A 22,188-nucleotide genomic window follows, 5' to 3' on the forward strand; every position below is an offset into this window, starting at 1 on the left:
GTCACATTAATGCCAAACAAATTACATTTTATTTCAGGTTTACCGCGTGCTGGCTCGACGCTGCTCGCAGGTATACTTCTGCAAAATCCACGCTTTCATGCGGCTATCAGTAGCCCTGTAGCGGGGCTTGTGAATGGTGCCCTCGAACAAATGGGGGCTGGTAGTGAGTCCTATTCATTTTTCGATGAACATAAACGTAAGGTCATTTGTCGGGCATTAATTGATGCTTATTATCAAGATAAAAATCATCCGGTTATTTTCGACACAAACCGTCACTGGACTGCCCGTCTACATCAATTGGTAGAGTTGGTTGATGATTTTAAAGTGATTTGTTGTGTGCGCAATCCGGCTTGGATTATGGATAGTTTTGAAGTGATTTACCGTAAAAACCCATTTGATTACAGCCGTATGTTCAATGCGGCCTCGCGTCAGACGGTTTATAGCCGCTGCGAGTCATTAATCAATGCTGGTGGTGCGGTTGGAAGTGCATGGACCGCACTCAAGGAAGCCTATTACGGCGAGTTTTCTGATCGCTTGCTATTAGTGGATTATGATCTGCTTACCCAGCATCCGGCACGCACGCTGGAGTTAATCTATCGTTTTATTGGCGAACCGCAATTCGAACACGATTTTAATAATGTCGACTATGCTGAAAATGAGTTTGACCACAATCTTGGGGTCAAAGGTTTGCATAGCGTTAAGCGGAAAGTGGAATACAAAAGTAGGCGCAGTATTTTACCGCCTGACTTATTTATGAAGTATCAAGAAATGGACTTCTGGCTGGATAGTACTGGCACTGCAGCCAATATTATTGCAAGTAAAAAACCTGTAGCACCTAACGCAAAAAATGAAGGGAATCACTTATCATGAGACACGCACTGCTTAGTGGGCTTTCCTCGCTGTTATTACCATTCGGACTCTATGGTGCTGGTGCTATTGCAGCGCCGAGTTATCAGCGATCCTATTTGAGTTCATCAATAAGTGCATCGACCGATCTATTATTGCGTTCAGACACCTCTCTACCACAGGATCTAATTGATTTATCTGGTGATCAACTGGATATCCAGAGTGCACATCCGGTGCGTGAGCTGGTGATTGTTGATGGCGCAGTGGCTGAAGCTGATAAATCGGTATTGCGCCGCGCCCTTAAACCTAGTGTTCAATTGGTAGAGTTAGATTCTTCTATCGCTGGATTAGCGCAATTAATTAATGTACTTGATGGACACAAAAATCTCGCTGCTATTCATGTGGTCTCCCACGCACAAGCGGGCGCTATTTTGCTCGGTAATTCACGTATTACTCCGGAGACAATCCAGCGTGAAGTGTTGGCATTTGCCGCGTTAAAAGGCGCGGTGCGTGAAGGTGGCGATTTATTATTTTACGGTTGCGATCTGGCCGCGAATGACAGCGGTGAAGAGTTGCTGGATATCATCAGCAATAACACAGGTTTGGATATTGCCGCCTCCAATAATTTAACCGGCAATGCCGAATTACAAGGCGACTGGGATTTAGAAGTTACCCGCGGAAATATTGAATCTACTTTGGCGTTTTCTGAAAAAGCATTAAGGGATTTTTCAGGGGTGTTAGCGCCAATTGTAAATGGCACTTATGGTTTTGTAGGTTGGAGTGGGCAGGCAACTGCACAGCTCAGCACAACTCATTTCAGATTAACCGCTAAGGGTGGTGATGGCGTCACTCAAAATCTAGCTAGTAGCATTGGCAATTTTGCTTACATGCATGGTGGTGAGACTAGCACTAACCATTATTTTTATTTGCGCGCAGATGGTACCAATACCACTGCATTTGAGTTAACTGGATTAACGGGAGGCGAGGCTGCTGATCCTGCCTATACAGCTCAATTTACTAATCTGCGTATTGTTGGTTACTTGCAGAATGGCGGAACTGTTACCTCCTCGACTGTTAACGGAAGCGGAGTTAAAGAGACCTTTACCTTTGCACCAGGACAATTGGCGTCTTTTTCGGGCGTTAAGCTAAAAGGCTTTAAATTGTTTTTTGATTGTGCCAGTGCTTGTAATTCTTCAACGGATGGCCCCGAGTTCTTTGAGTTTTATGGTTTCACCGTCGCGAATGCAATAGATACTCCACCACCACCTACAGTCAGCGATGCCCGAATCAGCATTTCCGGCGCAACTGGCACCAGTGGTGCTTACAAGATTGGCGATACAGTTACCGCTACTTGGAATAATACTGCAAGTGGCGATAATAATTCTGGTGTTACCGGTGTAACGGTTGATTTTTCACAATTCGGCGGTGGTGCTGCTGTTGTTGCAAGCAATAGCAGTAATACCTGGACTGCAAGCTACACAATCACCGCAGGTGCCATCGATAATACGGCGCGCAATGTGAGTGTCACTGCTACGAATGCAGGTGGCAGCGATACTACAGCGGATAGCACCAATGCTACCGTCGATAGCATCGCGCCTACTGTGACAGATGGACGCATCAGTATTTCCGGCGCAACTGGAACCAGCGGTGCCTACAAAATTGGCGATACGGTTACGGCGACCTGGAACAACACGGCTGGTGGTGATAACAATACCGATACGATTAGTTCAGCTACCGTCAACTTCACACAATTTGGTGGTGGTGCTGCAGTGGCCGCAACCAATAGTTCGGGAACCTGGACTGCAACCTACACCATAGTCGCTGGTGCGATTGATAACACCAACCGCAATATCTCCTTCAGTGCAACCGATAACGCCGGCAATGCCACAACCGCAGCAGATACTACTGGTGCGACGATTGATAATATTGCTCCGACCCTGAGCGGTATTGCGCTCAGCGGTACTCCTGCTTCAACTGATTCGAGCATGGCATTTGTTGCCAGTTTCAGTGAGTCAGTAAGCAACATATCAACCGATGACTTTACCTTGGCGACAACTTCAGGAACCGCTACGGGAAATATTGCCAGCGTGTCGGCAGCGTCGGGTACCAGCGTTAATATCAATATCAACGGCATTAGTGGCAACGGCGTCTTCAAGTTGAATTTAAATGGTTCAACCAATATTGCTGACGACGCAGGTAATGCGGGTATTGCGGCTTATAGCAGTGGTGCAACCCACACAGTTGCTATTCCAACTGCGCCTGCTGCACCAACCATAGGCACAGCCACCGCAGGCGATGGCCAAGCATCAGTAACCTTTAGTGCCCCCGGCAATAATGGCGGTTCAGCAATTACTACTTACACCGCTACGGCTAACCCCGGTGGTGCATTTGGCACCTGTGCTGGGCCCGCAGCTTGTACTGCTACAGTTACTGGTCTTAGCAATGGCTCGGCTTACACTTTTACCGTTACCGCGACTAATGGCATAGGCACCAGTACGGCCTCCGGTGCTTCCAACTCAGTAACTCCCAAAGGTGCTCAAACCATCACCTTCGGTAATCCTGGAGCGCAAAACTTTGGTACCACACCAACGCTCAGTGCGACAGCAACATCCAGCTTGACCCCAACCTTCAGTTCATCCACTACCGGTGTTTGTACCATCACCAGCGGCGGCGCCCTGACCTTTGTGACGGCGGGTTCTTGTACTATCGATGCAGATCAGGCAGGCAATACGGCTTGGAATGCGGCCACTACGGTTACCCAAACTTTCACCGTGAATGCGATAGTTCCTGATGCACCAACCATCGGCACTGCCACTGTAGGTGATACTGAAGCAACGGTGACATTTACTGCACCAGCCAGTACGGGTGGGGCTGCGATTATTGCCAGCGGTTACACCGTCACCGCTAATCCAGGTGGTGCAACCGGTACGGGTTCAAGTTCGCCAATTACAGTAACTGGGCTGATGAACGGAGTGGCCTATACTTTTACGGTAACCGCGACCAACTCAGCAGGGACGGGTGCAGCATCGGCAGCTTCCAACTCGATCATTCCGGCATCACCACAGACGATTACCTTTGCTAATCCAGGAACACGGAACTTTGGTACTTCGCCAACGCTGACCGCAAGCTCATCGGCAGGTGGTGGTTATGTTGTCACTTTCACCTCATCTACCACCAGTGTTTGTACTATTACCAGTGGCGGTGTGTTGACCTTTATAACGACAGGAACCTGTACGGTCAATGCGGATCAGGCGGGCGATTTGTCTTTCCTGGCTGCACCGCAGGTGAGCCAGTCTTTCAGCGTTAGCCCCGTAGTTCCCGGCGCACCAACCATAGGGACTGCAATCGCCGGTGATACCCAGGCCAGTGTTGCATTTGTTGCCCCAGTGAATATTGGTGGCTCGGCGATTACCGGTTATACCGTGACGGTAAACCCGGCGGATGTCGTTCCAGTACACGGTGGTTCATCTCCGATTGTGGTGACCGGTTTAACCAATGGCCAAGCGTACACCTTTACTGTAACTGCCGATAATGTGGCGGGTACTGGCTCTGCATCGGCCGCATCCAACTCGATTACTCCGGCAGCAATCCAAACCATCACTTTTGCTGCCCCAAGTGCACAGAACTTTGGTACTACGCCAACATTAACGGTTACAGCTGATTCAGGCTTAACACCTGTCTTTACTTCATCCACTACGGGCGTTTGTACTATTACCTCCGGTGGTGCACTGACCTTTGTGACGGCCGGTAGCTGTACTATTAATGCAGATCAAGCAGGTAATAGTAGCTATTTACCAGCAACACAGGTGAGCAGAACCTTTGCGGTAAATGCTGTCGTGGCTGGAGCGCCAACCATAGGAGCCGCAATCGCTGGGGATAGCCAAGCGGTTGTTAGCTTCACTGCACCGATATTTAATGGCGGTTCATCAATTACAGCTTATACAGTGACATCTAGCCCCGGTGGTTTTACGGGTTCGGGAGCAGGATCTCCAATTACAGTTACAGGGCTTTCAAATGGTACGGCCTATACATTTAGTGTTACTGCGGCGAATACTGTGGGAAGTGGTAATGCTTCAAGTGCGAGTAACTCTGTGACGCCAAATGGTGCACCGACTATTAGTGGTTCGCCGATATTAATAGTGAATCAGGATGCTTCGTACCAGTTTACGCCAACAGCGTCTGACTCTGTGGGAGATACACTTAGCTTTAGTATTAGTAATAAACCTACGTGGGCAACGTTTAATACCGCGACAGGTATGTTGTCTGGTATTCCATTAAATCAAGATGTTGGTGTGACTAACGGAATTGTTATCAGCGTTTCTGATGGCGCTTTATCCGCGAGTCTACCAGCGTTTAATTTAACTGTGACGAACGTCAACGATGCACCGACGATTAGTTCTATGGCTATGACTGCAGCGACCCAAGATGCAGCGTATAGCTACATCTTTACGGCTGCGGATACTGATGTGGGCGATGTACTTACGTTAAGCGCGATAACTAAGCCTAGCTGGCTAAGCTTTAACGTCGCGACTGGTGTATTAAGCGGCACGCCTACTAATGCTGATGTGGGTTCTCACCCAGTGACGCTGAGGGTGACAGACGCAGATGGCTTAACGGCTGACCAATCCTTCATGGTTATTGTGACCAACGTCAACGATGCACCTGTGATTAGCTCTCCAGCCATCACTACAGCAACTCAAGATATAGCTTACAGTTACACAGTGATAGCTACAGACTTAGATGTGGGTGCTGTGTTAACCCTCAGTGTAGTGACCAAACCGAGCTGGTTGAGTTTCAACTCGGTGACGGGTTTACTCAGTGGTACGCCGAGCAATGCGGATGTGGGCAGTCATGCTGTGTTACTGCGAGTGACGGACGCTGACGGATTAACAGCAGATCAATCGTTTAGTATTACAGTCACTAATAGCAACGACGCACCTACCATCACTTCAACAGCAACTACGGCCGCTGTGCAAGAGGCTGTTTACAGCTATACCTTTGCCGCTACAGATGTCGATGTGGACGACGTACTGACATTGAGTGCGGTGACGATACCGAGCTGGTTGAGTTTCAACGCGGCGACGGGTTTACTCAGCGGCACGCCTAGCAATGCTGATGTGGGCAGTCACCCGGTCACCTTACGTGTGACGGATACGGATGGCTTAACGGCTGAGCAGTCCTTTAGCATTACAGTGACTAACGTTAACGATGCGCCTGTTGCGACGAGTGCAAGTGTGACCTTAGAGGAAGATAGCTCTGTGATGATCACGCTTACTGGGGAGGATGCAGATAGTGATCCTCTTACCTATGAAGTGGTGAGCCAACCTGAATCGGGCACTTTGGAGCAGCATGGAACTGTGTGGTTATACACACCGGAGAAAGATTTCAACGGTGCAGATCAGATAAGCTTTATTGCTAAGGATGCTGAACTGAGTTCTGAGCCTGCAACTATCACCATTAATGTCACGCCAGTGAATGATGACCCACAAGCTGTCGATGATAATTACACTCTAGCCAGCACCGCGGATGATAAATACACACTAGCTGCGCTAGAGAATGATGTTGATGTGGACGGTGATACTTTGACTATCGATGGCGCGGCGGCAGACATAGGTAGTGTGCAGATTACTGCTGATGGACTCATATTTACTGCCCCTGCAGCTTATGTTGGTCCGGTCGCACTTCGTTATACCATTAGTGACGGTCAGAAAGGGCGCGCAAGTGCAAAAGTCAACTTACTGGTAGAAGGTGGGGAGGCTGACAATTTACCTGTTATTACTGTACCTAGTGATGTTGAAGTTAATGCAACAGGCTTGTTCACTCGAGTGGATCTAGGGTTTGCGAAGGCCGTCGATCGTAATGGTCATCCACTGCCCGTTTCTTTGGTCGATAAGCGTTTATTCTTTGCCCCTGGTAGTTATCTTGCTTACTGGCAAGCCGTAGATCGTGATGGCAATAAAGCGACTAAGGCTCAGAAAGTAAAAGTGCATCCATTAATTTCCTTGAGTAAAGATCAAGTCGTGGGTGAGGGTAATGAGGTTGTTGTTAGTATTCACTTAAACGGTGTAGCGCCTGAGTATCCAATATCAGTTCCTTATACGGTTGCAGGTTCCGCGGACAGCAATGATCATGACTTAGTCGATGCGGTAGTGGAGATTACTTCAGGTACATTGGCCCATATTCACTTTAGAACCATAGAGGATGGGGAAGTTGAGGCTGAAGAAGATGTGTTGATCAGCCTAGATCCAAGTTTGAATTTAGGCAGTAAGAAGCAAACACAAGTGTCGATCACTGAGGCTAACATTGCCCCGAGTGTGACTCTTGAGGTGACTCAAGCGGGTGAACGTCAGTTGATCGTGGCACAAAATGGTGGCGAGGTTCATATTCATGCGCAGATTAGCGATGCCAACATGAACGATACTTTGACATCTGTATGGTCGAGTGGCGCGCTGAACTTGCAGTCCGATGATGCGGGGATGTTCTTCTTGCCGACAGAGGTCTTGCCTGGCATTTATCCTGTGAGCCTGACTGTGACGGATAGCGGCTTACCCGCGCTGTCTACCACGGAGAAAGTTTATATTGTTGTGCGCCCATCTTTGCCACCTCTGACGGGGACTGATACCGACGGTGATTTGATCCCTGATAACCAAGAGGGATTTACCGATACAGACCGCGATGGCATTCCAGATTACTTGGATGCAATCAATGATTGTAACGTGATGCCTGAAGGTGAGTTGCAGCCTGTGTACTTTCTGGCAGAGGGGCAAGCGGGCGTGTGCTTACGCTTAGGTAATATTGCACTGATGCAAGAGCAAAGTGGTATTCAACTATTACCTAATCTGGTTCCTGAAGACAGTATCGCGGCCAATGTGGGGGGGATTTTTGACTTCATTGCTACAGGACTACCGCAACAAGGGCAGAGTTACAGTCTGGTGATACCACAACGTTCGCCAGTTCCTGCCAATGCGGTATATCGTAAGTATCAAGCCCAAAATGGTTGGAAGGATTTTGTGATTGATGCACGTAATAGTGTCGCGAGTAGTGAAGGTGAGCGTGGTTTCTGCCCTCCTCCTGGAGATAATCGTTGGACTTCAGGATTAACTGAAGGCCATTGGTGTGTGCAGTTAACCATAGAAGATGGCGGGCCAAACGATGACGATGGCGTCGCTAACCGAACCATTGTCGACCCAAGTGGTGTGTCAGTGATACTCAATGGTAACCATTTACCTGTGGCGAACCCAGATACGGCATCTTTACCTTGGAATCAGAGTCTCGATGTCGATGTGCTCGCCAATGATACGGATAGCGATGGTGATGCTTTGACGGTAACACAAGTCACCAGCGAGTTCGGAACTGTAGTTATCTTGGCTAATCAGCAGTTAAGTTACACGCCAGCAACCGATTTCATCGGTACAGATGTGCTGGTGTATAGCATTACCGATGGTAAAGGTGGTACTGCGAGTAGTGAGTTGACTGTGATTGTTAATGGCAATACAGCACCTAAGACAGTGAACGATAGTGCTGCCATAGATGACAGAACGAGCTTGTTACTCGATGTGTTGAGTAATGACAGCGATCCCGATGGCAACGTTTTAACCTTAGTCAGCGCAACCGCGCAGCAAGGAACGGTTTCTGTTGAGTCTAATAAACTACGTTATATCCCTAAAACTGGATTTGATGGAGTAGATACTGTGAGTTATCAGATTAGTGATGGATTGGGCGGCGAAGCAACTGGGCAAGCGTTAATCACAGTTAAGGCATATCAAGATGTGGTGATAGATAACAAGTCGGGTGGAGGCAGTATGTCCTTATGGGCATTAGGTTTGATTCTTACAATGGGGTTAATTCGCCGTAAGGAATTACATAAATTAGTCTTGGGCGCTGTGTTGCTCGCAGGCTCCGTTAATCAAGCAAATGCGGCTGATAACTGGTATGTCGAGGGATTTGTCGGGCAAGCTCAGGTTGATAGCAGCAGGCGAGCTCTACAGCCACAAGCGGGGACAGGCTTTGTAACATCGGTTGATGATAAAGATACTGCTTTGGGTGTGAGTATCGGTTATCAATGGACTCCCTTTGTTGCCACCGAATTAGGCTATGCCGACTTTGGTAATGGGACTGCGAGGATTGAGGGCGCAAGTCTCACCCCTGAGCAATATCATGAGCAGGTCAAAGCCGTAACGCCAGTACTGGCCGATGGTGTCATGCTGGGATTACGTTTCACTTTACTCCAACATGAAGCTTGGCGGTTTGAAGTACCCATCGGATTGTTTAGGTGGCAAGCGGATATCAGTAGCACTATGGGCAATAGCCGTTTAACTACAGAGCTTGATGGTACAGATTGGTATGCGGGCGTGCGTTTTAGCTATCAATTTAGTGAGTCATGGTCTGTAGGTTTGGGATATCAATATGTGGATATCGAGCCTAATGATTTCCTCAGTTACCAGCTCAATCTACGATATCAATTTTAAGCGTTAGCATATCAAAAGGGGCATTCGCCCCTTTTTACTATCCAATAAAACATCGTATTTGAGAATATTTTGAAGGTGTTCACTTAAGGCTGGGCTGGGTTTGTGATGCATATCGCAAAGGATTTGTGGCTTACCATTAGGAGCATGTAATAAATTCAGGTTGTAGATTAAAGACAGGATAGTAAGATTGTCACTTACCTTATTTAATTTATCGCTTTTTTATCCAGAGGCAGTTATGTCGCAACGGCAGAATAAGCCGGAAATATTGCATACCGAAGTTGTCGCGAGAAGCCGATTATTTCAAATTGAGCAAGTGCATCTTAAGTTCTCCAATGGTGTAGAGCGCCAATATGAGCGCATGAAAGGCGGTAGTCGTGGCGCTGTGATGATAGTGCCTATTCATCAAGGGAAAATGCTACTGGCACGCGAATATGCTGCCGGAACTGATAATTACGAACTCGGTTTCCCAAAAGGTTTGATCGATCCCGGTGAGACAGCAATAGAAGCTGCTAATCGTGAATTACAGGAAGAAATTGGCTTTGGATCGAATAAGCTCACCTTACTGAAAGAACTCAGCCTAGCTCCGGGTTATTTCTCTAGTAAGATGCAAATTTTTCTTGCAGAAGATCTGTATGAGAGTCGCCTTGAAGGTGATGAGCCTGAGCCAATTGATGTGGTGCCTTGGGCGCTCGCCGATTGGGAAGCCTTGCTCGATGATGTCGATTTTTCTGAATCCCGTAGTGTGAGCGCGTTGTTTTTGGCGCAAAAATATTTATACCCAAACAACCTGAAGATGCAGGATTCAGCGGGAGTTTAACGCACTTTAGGCAAGGCGGTTATTTGCAGACCTAGCGGGCTAAGTTAAAAATAACCAACACAGCATAAAGTGCGTTAAAACCCGCCGGGACGGAGCGCCTAGGGCACTCCACTTCGGTGTTGCATCAATTTAAAAGGTGGCCGACATTCTGTCATTGATGCGCCTTGAATTGAAGCACCCAAGGCGCTCTGAAACTCGTATCTTCAGGTAGCTTGGGTATATAACTTAAATAATCTTTTTCCTTTTAAGCGTTCAGAGTTTGCACGCTTGCAAAACATTCGCTCAGCAGGCGATTGGAGTTGTTATGAAGCCAGAAGAGTTGATCGACGAAGTTATTGCGATTGCGACCGATGCAGGGATAACTATCCGTGACATTTATCTCAAAGGTAATTTTGAGCGAGAAATGAAGTCTGACAATACCCCTGTCACTTCCGCAGATTTAGCGGCGAACAAGATCATTTGTGACCGATTAACCGCCTTAACGCCTGATATTCCTGTGTTATCTGAAGAAGCCGCCGACATTCCGTTGAATGTGCGTGAATCTTGGAAGCGCTATTGGTTGGTGGATCCGCTCGATGGTACGGGGGAGTTTATCGCCGGCAGTGGTGATTTTTCAGTCATTATTGCGCTGGTGGAACACAATCGTCCTGTGATGGGCGTGGTTTATGTGCCGATGACGCAAGTGTGTTATTACGCTATTGCTGGTTTAGGGGCGTACAAACGCACGGATAAACAAGAAGTGCGTATTAGCAGTCGCCAAATTGAGCACCGTGAAAAGGTATCCCTAAGATTGGCCGTAAGTCGCCGTCAGGACCCCCAATCTGTGTTGACCCTATTCAACCATCCCAAACACTGCGAGTTAGTCGTGATGGGGGGCGCAGCGTTGAAGAGCTGTCTTGTCGCGGAAGGTCGTGCTGATTGTTATGTACGAGTCGGACCAACGGGTGAGTGGGACACGGGAGCCGCGCAAATTATCGTCGAGGAAGCGGGTGGACAGCTGATGGATACTGAGCTGCAACCGTTAACCTACAATGAGCGCGAGAGCTTAGAAAACCCTAACTTCATCGTAGTTGGTGCACCCAACTTAGAGTGGGATAAGATTTTAATAGGTGAATGATTTTCAAATGCAGTCTATACGTCCGGTATTAAAGTCAGAGTTATTCGCAGTTTATCAGCTCGAACAGGCCATTTTTGGTGAGCACAGCTATCCTGATTTCTTCTTCCGTCAGGGATTTGATTGTTGGCCAGAGCAATTTTTAGTGGCCGTGGATGCAGATAATCAGCTACAAGGCTATTTGCTCAGTGTCCAGAGTAGCGATCCTAGCTGCATGTGGATATTATCTGTCGCAGTGAGTGAAAATGCTCGCGGGAAGGGATTCGGCAAGCGTTTGATGCAACAATGTTTAGCCGAGTTGCCCGTGTCAGTTGAGCGGGTGTGTTTAACCGTTGATCCGAGTAACCCTGCCCATGGCTTATATCAGCATTTAGGTTTCATTGATTCAACTTTTGAAGCCGATTATTTTGGCGCTGGCGCAGATAGGGTTGTGATGACTTATCGCAGGCCATAAATCGCGCGCTTATCTTTGAACCAAAGATTATCCTCAAATAAAAATCACCTTTGAATTAAGAGTGATTTTTAAATCAAAATAATGGACGGTGTGCTGACAGAGCGCGCCGTTTTTTATGCTCTTTTAGGCGATGTCATCCCACGGATCCCGTTATGCTTGCTGAGGGAATCTAATTCGAGTGTCTATCTTTATCCATCATCCTCAATAATATCCTTCATTATTTACCCTTTTCTGTACGTAAAACAAACTTATTTTGAACGTTGTTTTTTATTTTAACTGCTGTTAGTCTCTTGCTATTCAACAGGGGATGAGACCTATGGCCAGACGAAAAGAACACAGCCACGATGAAATTCGCGCGATGGCAATACAAGCAGCAACTGAGTTACTGATAGATAAAGGTGCCATAGGGCTCAGCTTACGCAAAGTGGCCAGCCAAATTGGTTATGTCCCTAGTACCTTGATCAATATTTTCGGCAGCTACAACTATTTATTACTGGCGATTTCTGAGTCAACGCTTAGGACTTTGCACGACCGATTGACGGGTGTTCGTGCGACCGACAGTTTAGGTAAAATTATTGCAATGGCGTGGGAGTATAGTCAATTCGCTCATGAGCAGCGCCAAGCTTTCAAGCTGGTTTTTGAGCTGCAATTACTCGATTCTGAACCCTTACCTGAATCGCAAGGGCAATTGATTGCGGGGTTATTTACTCTGATTGAGCGTGAATTGGCGCAACTATTTCCCGAGGTTACGCCGGTGCAGCATCTCAGTATGAGCCGGGTATTATGGGGGGGAATTCATGGGCTGACCTCTCTGTCACTCGATAATAAGCTCTTCGCTGAGTCATTATCACTGCGGGATTTACTCAAGAGTCACGTACAAGCTTATTTACAAGGAATGGGTTACCAGAAGGAACTATCATGCTGCTAACAAAACGTTTTTTACCCTATTTTGCGACTCAGTGCTTAGGCGCATTGAATGACAACATCTATAAAAATGTGTTGCTGTTACTAGTGACCTTTAGCCAAGTGAAAGACCTACCCATAAGCGTCGATATGTTTGTAAACTTGGCGGCTGGGGTGTTTATTTTGCCATTTTTCCTCTTTTCGGCCCATGCGGGTGTGGTCGCCGATAATATGGATAAGGCTAAACTCATTCGCCGATTGAAACTACTCGAAGTCATCATCATGTTTAGCGCCGCGATTGCGATTCTGAGCGAGAGCTACATGATGATGTTATTACTATTATTTTTAACGGGTAGTCAGTCTGCATACTTCGGTCCGGTTAAATATTCCTTGTTACCCCAAGCGTTGAAAGAGGACGAGTTAGTCACAGGCAACGCTTGGGTTGAAATGGGCACTTTTCTCTCTATTCTGGTGGGCACTTTGAGTGCGGGGATCTTGGTTTCTAATGAAAACGGTACGCTTTGGTCGGCGATTACTGTTGCTGTATTAGCCTTTGCAGGATATTTATCGAGCCGAGCGATTCCTGCATTACCCCCGCAGGGCGTCATTGAAAAAATACGTTTCAGGCCGTTATCGGGCACTTGGCGTAGCATCAAAAAAGCCCGTCAAACGCCTTCAATCTGGATGGCTATCCTCGCTATCAGTTGGTTTTGGTTTTTAGGCGCGACCTATCTGACTCAGTTTCCTAACTTTGCTAAGCTGCATTTGCATTCTGGTGCGACTGTGGTGTCATTATTATTAGGCATGTTTTCTATCGGGATTGCTGTTGGCTCCTTCGTTTGTGAACGTTTCTCCTACGGCCATGTGGAACTCGGTTTGCTGCCGTTTGGGGTATTGGGATTAACTATCTTTGGTGTCGATTTGCTTTGGGCTATTCCACCTGCGCCCGTAGATGCTGGTTTTGTCTATGGATTAAAGGCCTTTATTGGCGAGTCCCAACATTATCGCGTGATGCTAGATTTCTTTATGATTGGCGTTAGCGGTGGCTTGTTTATCGTCCCCCTGTATGCGTTTATTCAATCTCGTTCGCCTAAGGGTGAATGTGCTCAGGCGATTGCAGCCAATAACATTATGAACTCATTGTTTATGGTGGTTTCGGCACTGTTATCTATGCTGTTACTGGGCGTTGCAGGTTGGACTATTCCACAGTTATTTCTGCTACTCGCCGTGATGAATGCTGTAGTCGCGCTCTATGTTTATTCACAAGTACCAGAATTTACACAACGATTTATCAGTTACTTACTCAGTCATGTCATGTATCGAGTGACAGTCACAGGCCGAGAGAAAATTCCAAAGGAAGGGGCTGGCATCATAGTCTGTAACCATCTGAGTTATGTGGATGCATTGATTATTATGGGAGCGTCGACACGGCCAATCCGCTTTGTGATGGATAAATCCATCAGCGAAATTCCTCTGTTGAAGTATTTGTTCCGCCATGCAGGTGTGATCCCTATCTGTTCGCCTAAGCAAAGTGAAGATACCTATAATCGTGCCTTCGAGGCGATTCATGAAGCGCTCGCCAATGACGAGTTGGTATGTATTTTCCCTGAGGGTCGACTCACACCTGACGGTGAACTTGGCGATTTTCGTCCCGGAATTGATAAGATTTTGGCCAGAGATCCTGTGCCAGTCATTCCTATGGCATTGCACGGATTATGGGGTTCTTACTTTAGTCACAAGGGCGGACATGCCTTGGCTAAAATGCCCAAGCGTTTTTGGTCAAGGGTGTCGGTGGATTTAACGGATGCCGTCGATGGTAAGCTTGCGAATAAGGAATCTTTGAGAGTCCAAGTGGCGAGCCTGCTGGGCAAGTCTTAAATTCGTTAAGGCATGAAATAAAGTGAAGTGATAACCGCGGATCTAATGTTCGCGGTTATCTCATTTATGCGTGGGCAATTTATCGAGTTTGATAACTATCCAACCATTCGTGCATCGCTTGATGTGAGCCTTTAAAAAGAACACGTTCGGACTTTTTCTGTAATTGGTATTGATACATAGGATCGTAATACTTGTGCAATAACAGGTTTATCCAGACTAAGTGCAGCGAAGTGTCATTCTGGTTGATTTGTTGATCGAGAGCTTGTTGCATCAAATCTTGCAGTTCTTGATGTTGTTTTCCGCCTAGACGTTTGCGAATGCTCACTAAACTCTGTAATAAATATTCACTGAAAGCCGCAAAACCTGCTTCCGGCCCTAGGCGCTCACAGAAGCCGCTATACATTTTATGCACATATTCATAGCGTAAGCGTTCGAGCCTCGCATCGTCCGACTCTTCTAGCACTAAAACATTAGCGGCTTGCATGGCATTGTAAAATGTCTGCGGCAGCGCCGAACGCCCAATCAGGAAGCTTTCATCCTCGAGCAGTAAACACGCCGCGCCACTTGTTTGGTGTTGTAGCAAGGCAATGGCGAGTTGATTTTCAAAGTTAATCTGCGTTGGCTGTGGGTCGATATTCTTTCCAAAACTAGAGCCTCTGTGATTAGCTATTTCTTCAAGATCAACCGCTTCTTTACGCTGTAGTAGAAAATCGGTTTTACCGCAGCCCGTCATCCCGCTCAAACTCAATAACGGTTGCTGAGTCGGTGTCGCTTCAATCACGCCAATCAGATATTGGCGCATGGCCTTATAGCCACCCTGAATATAGGGGACTTCGATCCCCGCTTCTTTGAGCCATTGTTGCGTGAGTTGCGAACGCAGGCCGCCGCGAAAGCAATAAAGGTAAGCATTAGGATTGGCTTTAACATAGCTAGCCCAAGCCTCGATTCTCTGTTGCTTGATGGGACCATTCACTAGTGAATGACCTAATGCAATCGCGGCTTGCTGACCAAATTGCTTATAACAAGTACCGACTTTTTCCCTTTCACTATCCAGCATCAAGGGCAAGTTGGTCGAGTTGGGAAACGCGCCCCGAGTGAACTCTATGGGCGCTCGCACATCCATCATCGGATGTTGATTGAGAAAGATCTCCCTATATTGCTCTGCGGCTACAATAGCGCTTGGCATCAGCACAACACCACATTCGCTGCAGTGGTCGGTGTTTCCAGTGACCCAATGCAGATTGGGGTTATGTGGTTCGCATCGAGTAGGGCAATTAATTCCGCTTCAGCTGCGGCCGAGACGGCAACTAACAGGCCACCACTGGTTTGCGGATCGCACAGTATCGCTTTTTGATGCTCGCTGAGCTCGGGGAGATGCTCGCCATAACTATCGTAATTACGGTGAGTTCCGCCAGGAACACAACCTAAGGCCAAATAATCTAAGGCGCGTGGTAACAATGGCACTGCATCAAATTTAAGCTTCGCAGTGAGGTTGGCGCCTTGGCACATTTCGAGTAAGTGTCCCGCCAGTCCAAAACCTGTGACATCGGTCAGGGCATTTACACCGCTAATTTTTGCAATGGTCGCGCCTATAGTATTGAGTTGGCACATGGCATTTACCGCAATGAGACTATCTTCATCGCGGAGTTTTTTCTGTTTTTGCGCTGTGGTTAAAATACCAATGCCGATAGGTTTAGTGAGATATAAACGATCGCCGGCTTTAGCGGTATCATTCTGTTTTAAATCACTTAAGGCAATTTGCCCGGTAACCGCGAGACCAAAAATAGGTTCGGGTGCGTCTATGCTATGACCACCGGCTAGCATGATCCCTGCTTCCATGCAGGCTTGTCTGCCGCCATCGACCACTTGCTGTGCGATTTCTGCGGGTAGTTTATTGATTGGCCAACCTAAAATTGCAATCGCCATAATAGGCGTGCCACCCATGGCATAAATATCGCTGATCGCATTGGTCGCTGCGATACGACCGAAGGTGAATGGATCGTCAACTATTGGCATAAAAAAATCGGTAGTGCTAATGATGCCTATGTCATCATTGAGTTTGTACACTGCAGCATCGTCGCGGCTCTGATTACCAACCAGCAGATTTGGATCGGTAAATACAGGTAATTGCGAGGCTAAGATAGTGCTGAGCACTTTAGGGGATATTTTGCAGCCACAACCTGCGCCATGACTATATTCTGTTAGCTTGATTGATTCTGGGAGTGTAACTAGGGAATCTGACATGATCTCAACAGCCTATTTAAGTGATTAAGGCATCATCATAATCAGATACGGCCACCATGCAAGGTGGCCGTATGACTTTCGGGCAGAATTGTGGCTTAGCTATAAGTTGCGGTCAAGCTGCGCCAATGTTTTTGCTGGACTAAGAAACGCGCCTTTAGCTCTTCAACTTGTTGCAATAGTTGCTGATCGACAAGTTGTTTACGCTTGGCTTCAAGCAAGGTTTTCTGTGCTTGATAGTAATCCATTAAGTGCTGCTTTAATAACTCATACTCTGCTTGGATTTTTTCAATAATTTCATCAGCATTAGGCAGGTTATTAACCTTCCGCTTGGTACGTAATAACTGCATCTGTAAGCGTGCGCTCTCGATACGTTCCTGTGGACTCGTACGCAAATCCTTAGCTAATCCCAACCAAGATAATGACTTAATCAACCATTTGGTTGGATCGTAGTGCCACCATTTAATGCCATTACGATAGTCATTTTCGAAAATATGATGGAAATTATGATAACCCTCACCGTAGGTCAACATGGCCAAGAAGCCATTATCGCGGGCGGTATTCTTATCGGTATAAGGCTGACTGCCCCACACGTGGGCTAAAGAGTTGATAAAGAAAGTGCAGTGATGCACCACCACTAAACGCAATAAACCCGCCATCAGTAACATAGACAGCACGTCGCCATTGAGCCAGCCAAGCAGTGCTGGCAGTCCAATGTTCATCAGCAAAACGAGTGCGAGGTAATGTTTGTGTTGCCACATGACAATACGGTCATTTTGCAGATCACGCACATTTTGATAATCGTGATAGCGTTGCGACTGATACTCACGCAGCATCCAACCGATATGGCTGTACCAGAATCCCATTTTGGCAGAGTACGGGTCTTTGTCGTTATCATCTACGTGTTTGTGGTGAACTCTGTGATCAGATGCCCAGTGCAATGCACTGTTTTGTAATGCTAAAGCACCACCAAGGGCATATATAAAACGCACTGCCGGATGGGCTTTATAGGCCTTGTGTGACCAGAGTCTGTGATAACCAGCGGTGATCGACAAACCACTGGCAAAGGCTAAAACAATAAAAGCGATCCATTCACTGGCACCATAGCCATGAACAATACCGCGCCATGGAACTAAAATTACCGCACTGAGGAAAGTGATGGCAAACAGACTGACATTAAGCCAGATGATAGGGGGTTTTTTCATTATAGGTTTCCAAAATTCGCTTTTGAGCGTACATCTGTAAGCTAATTTAGCTTAGCTATATTGTTTGGTCAAGGACGATGGGGCTGTGTTTAATGCCTAAAAGCGGTATTATCGCGTTATTACATTCAGTTAGCGGATTTAAGAATGGGTATTCGAGCACAGCAAAAAGAGAAAACTCGCAGAGCTTTAGTCGATGCGGCCTTTAATCAGCTAAGTGCTGAGCGCAGTTTCTCAAGTCTGAGTTTGCGAGAGGTTGCTCGGGAAGCTAATATCGCGCCGACATCTTTTTATCGCCATTTTAAAGATATGAACGAACTTGGCCTTACTATGGTGGATGAGGGCGGGTTAACCCTAAGGCAGATGATGCGTAAAGGCCGTCAGCGAGCTGAAGTGGGTGGCAGTGTGATCCGTATTTCCGTTGATACCTTTATGGAAGTGCTTGATTCGAATCCAAACGTATTCCGTATTTTATTGCATGAACGCTCTGGAACCTCGGCAGCATTCCGTGCGGCAGTTGCCCGCGAAATTGAGCATTTTATTTCTGAATTGGCTCATTATACCGAAGCCAAAGCGGGTCGAACCCCCTTGCTAGCCCGTGCGCAGGCTGAAGCTTTAGTGACTCTGGTGTTTAATGCCGGCGCTTCCGCATTAGATATGAAACGGGCTGACCGCAAAATTCTTGCCGATCAATTAGTCATGCAATTGCGCATGGTCGCCAAAGGCGCCGAGGCTTTGCAGCATAAGGTTGAACACCGCTAATCTGAGTGAGATGCATATTCACTAAAATAATGGAGCCTAAGGCTCCATTATTTTTTTAGCGAATTTACGTTTAAGTGTTCTGCAGTCGAGCTCAGTGTATCTGAAGTGATTAACGACGCTCGAGTAGTACACCCGTTTCCATGTGATCTGTGTAAGGGAACTGATCAAACAAGGCAAAGCGGGTCACTCTATGGGTTTCGTTCAGTTGTTGCAGGTTATCTTTTAAGGTTTCAGGGTTGCAGGAAATATACAAAATCCGCTCATAACCTTGGACTAACGCCAGCGTATCAGGATCAATCCCCGCGCGTGGTGGGTCAACAAAAATGGTGTTGCAAACATAGCTGTCAAGATCGATACCTTCTAAACGTCTAAAGCTGCGTTTCTTCGCCATGGCATCGCTAAAGTCTTCGGCTGACATACGAATAATCTGCAGATTATCAATACCATTCACTTCGATATTGTATTGCGCCGCATCGACTGAAGGCTTAGCGAGTTCGGTTGCCAATACGCGATTAAAGTTTTGCGCCAGTGCGATAGAAAAGTTGCCATTACCACAGTAGAGCTCGAGTAAGTCTCCCTTACTGTTTTGAGTCGCATCGATAGCCCACTCCAACATTTTTACGGAAACTTTGGCATTCGGTTGAGTAAAGCTGTTCTCGATTTGCTTATATAAGAAGGTTTTATCATTTACTTGTAATGACTCAACCACAAAGTCTTTATCTAAATCGATTTTTTGCTTACGGGCACGGCCGATAATGTTGACGTTAAACTGGCTACTTAACTTGGCTTTCAATGCAGCCGCATCGGCGCGCCATTGGTCATCAAGCTGCCTGTGATAAAGCAAAGACACTAAAATCTCGCCGCTTAAAGTCGACAAAAAATCCACTTGGAACAGTTTGTGCCTTAGACTCGGATTCGGTTTCAGCTCGGCGATTAAGGCCGACATCATTTGATTGATGAGCACGCTAGCTGGTAAGTATTGATCGCAACGTACCTTCTCATTCAATACTTTATCGAACATGTAATAGTATAAGTCGTCACCATCATGCCAGATGCGGAATTCGGCGCGCATACGGTAGTTAGCTGGCTCTGAGGCAAAAACTTCAACACTCGGTGTTTCAAATTGGGCAAAGGCTTGTTCTAGCTTGATACGCTTGTGTTCTAACTGCGCATCATAAGTCTGAGGGTCCATTGCTGCTAAGTTCATTGTTTGATTCACCGTTGCTGTAAATTGGGGCGCAAATATTATACTAGGTGACACGAATGTCCAGTATCTTGCTTTTGCGGTTTTCGCAAAGCTATGGGAAAATCCGCGCACTTGAATGTGGTTCTATGGTATTTGGCTGGATTCCGCCAGTAAAGCAGCCATCGAATCGTTAATGCGTCCAATCTGTATAGTTTATTTATATATCCGAAACTGGAGATTCGCTTGTCGCGACCTATATTAGTGTTTGATTCTGGGATTGGTGGTCTATCTGTACTGGCTGAAATTCGCAAGAGTTTGCCCCATAGCGACTATTGCTATCTTTTCGACAACGCTAGGTTGCCCTATGGAGAGTTGGAAGAGCAGGTATTAATTTCTGGCTGTGTCGAATTAGTATGCGATCTAGTGGCTCGTACCAATGCAATGATAGTGGTCGTTGCCTGCAATACTGCAAGTACTGTTGTATTACCGGCATTACGTGCACATCTTACTGTCCCTGTCGTAGGTGTTGTCCCTGCCATTAAACCCGCCGCTCTAATGTCTAAGAGCAAACGTATTGGACTCTTGGCTACACCTGGCACAGTTAAGCGTCATTATACCCATGAACTCATCAGCCAATTTGCTGATGATTGCCATGTCGAACTCTTTGGTTGTTCTGAATTAGTGATGATGGCAGAACAAAAAGTGGCGACTGGAATGTTGGATATGCATAGATTGGCACAGTTACTGGCACCAGTCGTTGCCGCACAATTGGATGTTCTCGTACTAGGTTGCACTCATTTCCCTATGATCAAAGCTGAATTACAACAAGTGCTCGGTGCGGGCGTAAAACTAATGGATTCTGGCGCTGCAATTGCTAAGCGAGTTGTCACTCTTTTAACGCAACAGAATCTTATTGTGGAAGAGCACAGAGTAACAGATGAGAGAGAAGCCGTAAGGGAGTCAGTGATGCAAGCTTTCTATACTAAGGTGGGAATCAGCGAAGGGTTAACAACAACATTAATTGATTGTGGCTTTTCAACTATCGAACGAATCACCACAACCAACTAAATTACAAAATAAAGCAAAACAGTTTAAGCGGTAATACTACTCGTCTGTCCCTGTACGGTCGGCAGCTTCCGAATCTTGTGTTTTTGCTTCTCTTACTTTTAAGGTTCTTTCTTGGAAACTATAGTCATTCAGTTTAACCATGGCTTTCTGAGCGCCTGATTCTGACATCTCCACAAAACCAAAACCTTTACGACGACCCGTCTTACGATCTCTGACTAAACGCACAGAGTTTACTGGACCAAATTCGCCAAATAATACTTTTACTTCACCCTCATGAACACGATAAGGCAGGTTACCTACATATAAGGTCATAGTAGGGCCAACATATTGTTCTTCTGAAGCATGAGATGATGAAGTCTCTGGAACAAATTTAAAAACAAGACTTGCAATGATAGCGCCAGCGACAAAAGCAATAGCTGATAATGGCGTTGCGAACTGAGATAGTGCTACTGCGCCAATAATGGCGACAATCAAGACAATAAGAAATGACTTTTGCATAAGAATGCTCTCTGATGAATGGGAAATTGATAAATAACTGTTAACAGCAAGTATATGGTAATGAATTATTTACTTTTACACTAGACCATTGCTGAAATATTGAGCGTGAATTATCAATTATTAGATAAAAAACCTTACTTATCTCCGATAAATAGAGCTTATAAGCTAAAAAATGGTCATAACGTTTAAAATATCGACGTGCGATTCAATGATCGATAAAAAGCCCTTGCGGACTTTCTCAATCTCCCTATAATGCGCATCCACTGACACGGCAGACAGCGTAACGCAAGTTAAGCAAAAAAAGCCATGCAGTTCATCGTTTAGCAAGCTAAACGATGAGTGTTGAGAAAGTTGAAAAAACTACTTGACGCACTAACGGGAATGCGTAGAATACGCAGCCCTGACCCGCTGAAAACTCAGTGTGTGGTCAACGCTCTTTAACAATTTATCAAGCAAATCTGTGTGGACACTCACAGGTGTTGAGTTAATCGAAACTGCTTAACCTTCGGGTTGGCAGTCAAAAATTTAAATCAATGTAACAATGAGTGTTCATAGTAATATGTACAGTTTGTTTCAGCCCTTCTTTTATAGGGAGTGCGAGAAACAAAAAATCAGAATTCATTGAGCCGCTGAAGTCGCAAGACGGAAGCAACAAAACTTTAATTGAAGAGTTTGATCATGGCTCAGATTGAACGCTGGCGGCAGGCCTAACACATGCAAGTCGAGCGGCAGCGGGAAGATAGCTTGCTAT

14 protein-coding genes and 1 rRNA gene are annotated in these 22,188 nt (G+C 46.4%); 10 read left to right on the forward strand and 5 right to left on the reverse strand.

The annotated features are described in order from the left end of the window. Positions 1–9 precede the first annotated feature (9 nt). From L5M51_RS16425 to L5M51_RS16455, 7 genes are all read left to right on the forward strand, one after another. On the forward strand, positions 10–870 hold the full coding sequence (locus L5M51_RS16425) for a sulfotransferase family protein (RefSeq protein WP_173497010.1): 861 nt from the start codon (positions 10–12) through the stop codon (positions 868–870). After that, on the forward strand, positions 867–9,314 hold the full coding sequence (locus L5M51_RS16430; protein WP_263173776.1) for an Ig-like domain-containing protein: 8,448 nt from the start codon (positions 867–869) through the stop codon (positions 9,312–9,314). The genes L5M51_RS16425 and L5M51_RS16430 overlap by 4 nt, the downstream gene beginning before the upstream one ends. A gap of 235 nt (positions 9,315–9,549) precedes the next feature. Further along, complete coding sequence (gene nudE, locus L5M51_RS16435) at positions 9,550–10,131, forward strand: ADP compounds hydrolase NudE (RefSeq protein WP_212601707.1); 582 nt, start codon at positions 9,550–9,552, stop codon at positions 10,129–10,131. 304 nt (positions 10,132–10,435) lie between these two features. Then, positions 10,436–11,248: a 3'(2'),5'-bisphosphate nucleotidase CysQ gene (gene cysQ / locus L5M51_RS16440; protein WP_198573335.1), complete on the forward strand. Its 813-nt coding sequence runs from the start codon at positions 10,436–10,438 to the stop codon at positions 11,246–11,248. A gap of 7 nt (positions 11,249–11,255) precedes the next feature. Continuing rightward, positions 11,256–11,699 (forward strand): GNAT family N-acetyltransferase, encoded by a 444-nt coding sequence (locus L5M51_RS16445; RefSeq protein WP_263173777.1) that lies wholly within the window; start codon positions 11,256–11,258, stop codon positions 11,697–11,699. A gap of 316 nt (positions 11,700–12,015) precedes the next feature. Further along, positions 12,016–12,627 carry a TetR/AcrR family transcriptional regulator gene (locus L5M51_RS16450; RefSeq protein WP_263173778.1) on the forward strand — a complete coding sequence of 204 codons (612 nt, stop codon included), beginning with the start codon at positions 12,016–12,018 and terminating at the stop codon, positions 12,625–12,627. Beyond that, a complete protein-coding gene (locus L5M51_RS16455; RefSeq protein ID WP_263173779.1) occupies positions 12,618–14,480 on the forward strand; it encodes an MFS transporter in 1,863 nt (620 codons plus the stop codon). The genes L5M51_RS16450 and L5M51_RS16455 overlap by 10 nt, the downstream gene beginning before the upstream one ends. A 79-nt stretch (positions 14,481–14,559) precedes the next feature. On the opposite strand, the gene mnmH is transcribed toward L5M51_RS16455, so the two are convergent. From mnmH to L5M51_RS16470, 3 genes are all read right to left on the reverse strand, one after another. Continuing rightward, the gene (gene mnmH, locus L5M51_RS16460) at positions 14,560–15,666 is read right to left on the reverse strand and encodes a tRNA 2-selenouridine(34) synthase MnmH (RefSeq protein ID WP_263173780.1); all 1,107 of its coding nucleotides are present in this window, start codon (positions 15,664–15,666) and stop codon (positions 14,560–14,562) included. Next, positions 15,666–16,724 (reverse strand): selenide, water dikinase SelD, encoded by a 1,059-nt coding sequence (gene selD / locus L5M51_RS16465; protein ID WP_168826993.1) that lies wholly within the window; start codon positions 16,722–16,724, stop codon positions 15,666–15,668. The genes mnmH and selD overlap by 1 nt, the downstream gene beginning before the upstream one ends. Positions 16,725–16,819: 95 nt before the next feature. Then, complete coding sequence (locus tag L5M51_RS16470) at positions 16,820–17,926, reverse strand: acyl-CoA desaturase (RefSeq protein WP_263173781.1); 1,107 nt, start codon at positions 17,924–17,926, stop codon at positions 16,820–16,822. A gap of 144 nt (positions 17,927–18,070) precedes the next feature. Here L5M51_RS16470 and fabR point away from each other — a divergent pair, with 144 nt between their 5' ends. Then, on the forward strand, positions 18,071–18,685 hold the full coding sequence (gene fabR / locus L5M51_RS16475; protein ID WP_105251021.1) for an HTH-type transcriptional repressor FabR: 615 nt from the start codon (positions 18,071–18,073) through the stop codon (positions 18,683–18,685). Positions 18,686–18,794: 109 nt separating this feature from the next. On the opposite strand, the gene trmA is transcribed toward fabR, so the two are convergent. Continuing rightward, complete coding sequence (gene trmA / locus L5M51_RS16480) at positions 18,795–19,892, reverse strand: tRNA (uridine(54)-C5)-methyltransferase TrmA (RefSeq protein WP_198573328.1); 1,098 nt, start codon at positions 19,890–19,892, stop codon at positions 18,795–18,797. A gap of 222 nt (positions 19,893–20,114) precedes the next feature. Here trmA and murI point away from each other — a divergent pair, with 222 nt between their 5' ends. After that, positions 20,115–20,939, forward strand: a complete 825-nt coding sequence (murI, locus tag L5M51_RS16485; protein ID WP_263164006.1) for a glutamate racemase — start codon at positions 20,115–20,117, stop codon at positions 20,937–20,939. A 36-nt stretch (positions 20,940–20,975) separates the two neighbouring features. Here murI and L5M51_RS16490 read toward each other — a convergent pair whose 3' ends face one another. Next, a complete protein-coding gene (locus tag L5M51_RS16490; RefSeq protein ID WP_113941557.1) occupies positions 20,976–21,437 on the reverse strand; it encodes an RNA-binding protein in 462 nt (153 codons plus the stop codon). Positions 21,438–22,097: 660 nt separating this feature from the next. On the opposite strand from L5M51_RS16490, the gene L5M51_RS16495 reads away from it, so the two are divergent. After that, positions 22,098–22,188: ribosomal RNA gene (locus L5M51_RS16495) — 16S ribosomal RNA — on the forward strand; the annotation flags it as partial.

Origin of the sequence: Shewanella sp. SM73 (assembly GCF_025653795.1) — a bacterium.
GTDB lineage: Bacteria > Pseudomonadota > Gammaproteobacteria > Enterobacterales > Shewanellaceae > Shewanella > Shewanella oncorhynchi.

Coding starts and splice junctions, on each gene's coding strand:
- L5M51_RS16425 (WP_173497010.1), top strand. CDS start 10: ATGCCAAACAAATTACATTTTATTTCAGGTTTACCGCGTGCTGGCTCG.
- L5M51_RS16430 (WP_263173776.1), top strand. CDS start 867: ATGAGACACGCACTGCTTAGTGGGCTTTCCTCGCTGTTATTACCATTC.
- nudE (WP_212601707.1), top strand. CDS start 9,550: ATGTCGCAACGGCAGAATAAGCCGGAAATATTGCATACCGAAGTTGTC.
- cysQ (WP_198573335.1), top strand. CDS start 10,436: ATGAAGCCAGAAGAGTTGATCGACGAAGTTATTGCGATTGCGACCGAT.
- L5M51_RS16445 (WP_263173777.1), top strand. CDS start 11,256: ATGCAGTCTATACGTCCGGTATTAAAGTCAGAGTTATTCGCAGTTTAT.
- L5M51_RS16450 (WP_263173778.1), top strand. CDS start 12,016: ATGGCCAGACGAAAAGAACACAGCCACGATGAAATTCGCGCGATGGCA.
- L5M51_RS16455 (WP_263173779.1), top strand. CDS start 12,618: ATGCTGCTAACAAAACGTTTTTTACCCTATTTTGCGACTCAGTGCTTA.
- mnmH (WP_263173780.1), bottom strand. CDS start 15,666: ATGCCAAGCGCTATTGTAGCCGCAGAGCAATATAGGGAGATCTTTCTC.
- selD (WP_168826993.1), bottom strand. CDS start 16,724: ATGTCAGATTCCCTAGTTACACTCCCAGAATCAATCAAGCTAACAGAA.
- L5M51_RS16470 (WP_263173781.1), bottom strand. CDS start 17,926: ATGAAAAAACCCCCTATCATCTGGCTTAATGTCAGTCTGTTTGCCATC.
- fabR (WP_105251021.1), top strand. CDS start 18,071: ATGGGTATTCGAGCACAGCAAAAAGAGAAAACTCGCAGAGCTTTAGTC.
- trmA (WP_198573328.1), bottom strand. CDS start 19,892: ATGAACTTAGCAGCAATGGACCCTCAGACTTATGATGCGCAGTTAGAA.
- L5M51_RS16490 (WP_113941557.1), bottom strand. CDS start 21,437: ATGCAAAAGTCATTTCTTATTGTCTTGATTGTCGCCATTATTGGCGCA.